General features: G+C 38.1%; 4 protein-coding genes. All 4 read right to left on the bottom strand.

The genetic code is table 11. The annotated features are described in order from the left end of the window. Positions 1–406 precede the first annotated feature (406 nt). Positions 407–1,657 carry a sensor domain-containing protein gene (locus tag D1B33_RS18165; protein ID WP_158583022.1) on the bottom strand — a complete coding sequence of 417 codons (1,251 nt, stop codon included), beginning with the start codon at positions 1,655–1,657 and terminating at the stop codon, positions 407–409. A 168-nt stretch (positions 1,658–1,825) separates the two neighbouring features. Then, a complete protein-coding gene (locus D1B33_RS18170; RefSeq protein ID WP_118877826.1) occupies positions 1,826–2,434 on the bottom strand; it encodes an alpha/beta hydrolase in 609 nt (202 codons plus the stop codon). A 22-nt stretch (positions 2,435–2,456) separates the two neighbouring features. Next, positions 2,457–3,068 (bottom strand): flavin reductase family protein, encoded by a 612-nt coding sequence (locus D1B33_RS18175; protein ID WP_118877827.1) that lies wholly within the window; start codon positions 3,066–3,068, stop codon positions 2,457–2,459. 12 nt (positions 3,069–3,080) lie between these two features. After that, positions 3,081–4,019, bottom strand: a complete 939-nt coding sequence (locus tag D1B33_RS18180) for a ring-cleaving dioxygenase (protein ID WP_118877828.1) — start codon at positions 4,017–4,019, stop codon at positions 3,081–3,083. Between the last annotated feature and the right edge of the window lie 176 nt (positions 4,020–4,195).

Below are 4,195 nucleotides of genomic sequence, written 5' to 3' on the forward strand. Positions count from 1 at the left end.
TCAGTTTTCAAGGTTCATTTTTTCAAGTCGTTTTATTTAACAGCGACTTTTATATAATAGCAAGTTATTTACTTAGCGTCAAGAAGTTTTTTAATTTATTTTCTCTAACTTCTTACGACAACTTTTATATAATAGCATTCTATTAACATAAAAGTCAATAACTTTTTTATCATTTCGTTTGCGTCACCGTAGCGACCTTTAATATACTACATTCTATTCGATAAAGTGTCAACACTTTTTTCACAATAAGTTATCTTTATAAAATGTTTTTAAAAACTATGGGCAAATCTCCACTCTTTAATACTAAAGAAGCTAATCTTTTATTTTATTAATGAAAAGAGACTGTTTTAAAAACAAAACACTTTTCAAAACAGTCTCTTCTTTAATACGTTCTCTATTCACATTATTAATCCATTATATATGTATTGCATTTTTGCTTAGCCTGATAAAGCGCTTTGTCTGCTTTCGATATAAGAATTTTTGAGTCTTGACCATCTGCCGGGAATCTTGCAACTCCTATACTTGCGTAGACAGAAATTTTTAGCCCATTAATTGAATAAGGCACCATTAGCTTTTCATGCAACCTTTTTATAATTTCCCTAATAATTTGTTCCGATTCAACACCATCAATTAATATTAGAAACTCGTCTCCTCCAACTCTGCATACAATATCCATCTCTCTTATATTCTTGCTCAATCGATTGGCAAACTGTTTTAATAGTTCATCCCCTACATCATGGCCCTTTGTATCATTTATCTCTTTAAATTTGTCCAAGTCAAGATACAATAATGCCAACGTTCCATTTTTAGATTTTTCCCTTTCAATTGCTTTGTTGAGATAATCGGTAAAATATCGCCGATTTGTTACTCCCGTAAGCGGATCATGGAAAGCTAAAAACTCCAGCTGTTCCTCATAGCTTTTCTTGGCTGTCACATCTCTCATTACAACTTGCAGAACAGATTCTCCCTCATAATAAATTGACATTGCGACTAATTCTACCCAAAGCATTTCACCATTCAAACGCTGCATTTCTACTAAAAGAGGTTCTCCCGTTTCAATGGCATTATGAATGTTCTTTTTAAGTTGTTTATCATTTTCCGTTAAAATAAATTGCCAAACCGACTGTCCCATCAATTGCTTCGAGTCCTCGGCACCGATCATTTTAACGCCAGGTTGATTTACAAAAACAATTTTGCCATCATTCTCCACAAAAATAGCATCAGGAATTGTTTGTACTAAATTGCGATAACATTCTTGGCTGGCTTTCAACTGTCTTTGTATTTTCATTTGTTCAGTGAAATCTTTATACATACCGACTGCGAGTACGTTTCCTTCTTTCACGGCACGGTAGGAAGCTAAAATATCCAGCTCCTTCCCATCTTTTCTTTTTCTTTTAGTCACATGATATGGAATATCAATCCCTTGTCTAAACAAGTTTAGCTGATGTTCATGTTCTTCTTTATTGGGTTGGACAAAAAACGGAAAACAATTAACGTCTGTCAAATCCTTTTTATCCCATCCCAACATTGATGAAAAGGCCGGGTTGAGTGATAAAACCCGACCATCATATCCAATTGTAAAGATTGCATCATTTGTATTGTTCCACACAAGTTCCAATACGTTTTTTTCAACTATTTCTTTGTCTTTAGACACCATTGAACTCATCCTTTAAAAATGGTTACGAAAAGAACATTCACACAGACTTATACCTATCCGCATTCAACAGGAAAGGGTATGTGCAAATGCAAAACACTCTAATATCTACTAATCTTGCAAAAAAAACGGACACCTCATAACAACGAGATGCCCGTTCCCTAACAGTAATTAAATCATTGTTTTTTCATACCATTGTTTAGCCGCTTGAACTTCTGTCATCGTTAATTGGTGGCCATGGTTTTCCCAAAGGATTTCGACGGATGCGCCTGCATCTTCCAATAATTCTCGAAGCTCCACAGACTCTTGCTGAGGACAAATTGGATCGTTTGTTCCCGCAGCAATAAAGACTTTTGCTTCTTTTAAGTCCGGCAATTCAATCCCTCTTCTTGGAACCATCGGATGGTGAAGAATTGCTCCTTTTAACGCATCTTTATAATGGAATAGAAGACTGGCTGCAATATTCGCACCATTGGAATAGCCGATTGCTACAATATTTTGGCGATTAAACTTGTATTCTTTCGCAGCATCCTCTAAGAATTGGTTTAGCTCATTTGTACGGAATACTAAATCTTCTTCGTCAAATACACCCTCTGCCAAACGTCTGAAGAATCGGGGCATTCCATTTTCCAATACGTTTCCTCTCACACTTAAAACAGATGCTTCGGGGTCGACAATTTCCGCTAATGGCAATAAGCCATTTTCGTCCCCACCTGTTCCGTGCAACAATAATAGAACGGGCTTATTGGAATTGGTGCCCTCTTTGAATATATGGCGCATATTTTCTTCCTCCTTATTTCAATCACTCTGGTCTTTCAATTGAAAATAGTTCACCGATTTTCGCATATTCAGAACCAGCCAAACGACTAACCGGTTTTAAATTCTCGGCATTAATCCTTCCGTTTTCCTCATAAATCGCTTCATCTAAATGAAAGCAAACCACTTCTCCTATAAACACGTCACAGATTGCCTTTTCGTTGCTTTCCAAAGGAATTGCTTTTACTAATCGGCATTCCATTCGCACTTTTGCTTCCTTTATTCCCGGGACACGAATGGCTTCACTCTGGACTTCAGTCATTTTTGCCAAATTGAGTTCGCTGACATTGTACGGAAGTTTTGCTGCTGTTTCATTTACTTTTTCCACATTATCAACATCTACTATATGAACAACAAATTCGCCATTTTGATAAATGTTTGTCGCTGTATCCTTAATTTCCCCTTTCTCTCTTTGAATTGATAAAGAGATCATCGGAGGATTCGGCGAAACAATATTGAAATAGCTAAATGGCGCACCATTTACAACCTTTTCCTTTGATATCGTTGTAACAAAAGCAATTGGACGAGGTATAATGGTACCTTTTAAAATTTTGAAGACTTCATAGTCAGTAATCGCATTCGGGTTAATGGAAAGCATCATGATCGCTCCTTAATCAAGCGGACGGACTTCAATCGGAATAAGGGACATTTCCAAACGATCACGCAATGGTTCGTATTGTTTTGGCAGCATTAACTGACTGCCCATTGTTTCGTAAGATTCGTCATGTGCAAAACCTGGAGGATCAGTCGCGATTTCAAATAAAATCTCGCCAGATTCTCGGAAATAAATCGCATTAAAGTAGTTGCGATCTTTTACCTCCGTTACATGCTGGCCATGATCCATCGCATGTTTTTGCCATTCCAGGTGATCCGCATCATCGTTGGCACGCCAAGCAATATGATGCACTGTCCCAACGCCCATTGTACCGCGCACGCCAGTTGTCATTTTCACATCTATAATATTACCAATATCCGATGTTGCTTTAAAGCGCGTATAGTCGCCTTCCGTACCGACCAGTTCCAACCCCATTACATCCACTAAAGTTGCCGCTGTTTCTTCCGGGCGAGCAGAGAATAGAATGGCCCCGCCAAAACCTTTGATTGCCGTTTCTTTTGTTACGTCGCCAAAAGTGAAAGGGTTTAGCTCTCCTTCTTCACGTTCCACAATTTCAAGATGTAAACCATGCGGGTCGTCAAACTGAAGATAGGTTTCGCCAAAACGTTCTGCCACTGTATATTCAATATCGAATTTCGATAATCGATTTTTCCAAAAGTCCATTGAACCAGCAGGGACAACATATGTTGTGACACCTACCTGTCCATCCCCAATTCTTCCCTGATATGCATCTGCCCAAGGGAAAAACGTAATAATCGATCCAGGTTTTCCGCCTTCGTTGCCGAAGTAAAGGTGGTATGTACCCGGATCATCAAAGTTAATTGTCTTCTTTACTAAACGCAATCCTAAAACACCTGCATAAAAGTCGACATTTTCTTGTGGATGCCCAACGATTGCCGTAATGTGGTGTATTCCCGTTGTATGTTTTTTCATTATGATTCCTCCTTGATTATTGCCTGCATAACGTCTGGGCACATTCTTCAAACACCTTGAAAAATTCGCCCAAACTTCATACAGTACTCTTTATTGCCGGCACCATGTGCACAATAATTTGCGCACATGTGTACCTTGCAAGATTAATGACGATAAATTATCGAATTGTTTTTAAA

The organism is Ureibacillus yapensis (assembly GCF_003515775.1).
GTDB lineage: Bacteria > Bacillota > Bacilli > Bacillales_A > Planococcaceae > Ureibacillus > Ureibacillus yapensis.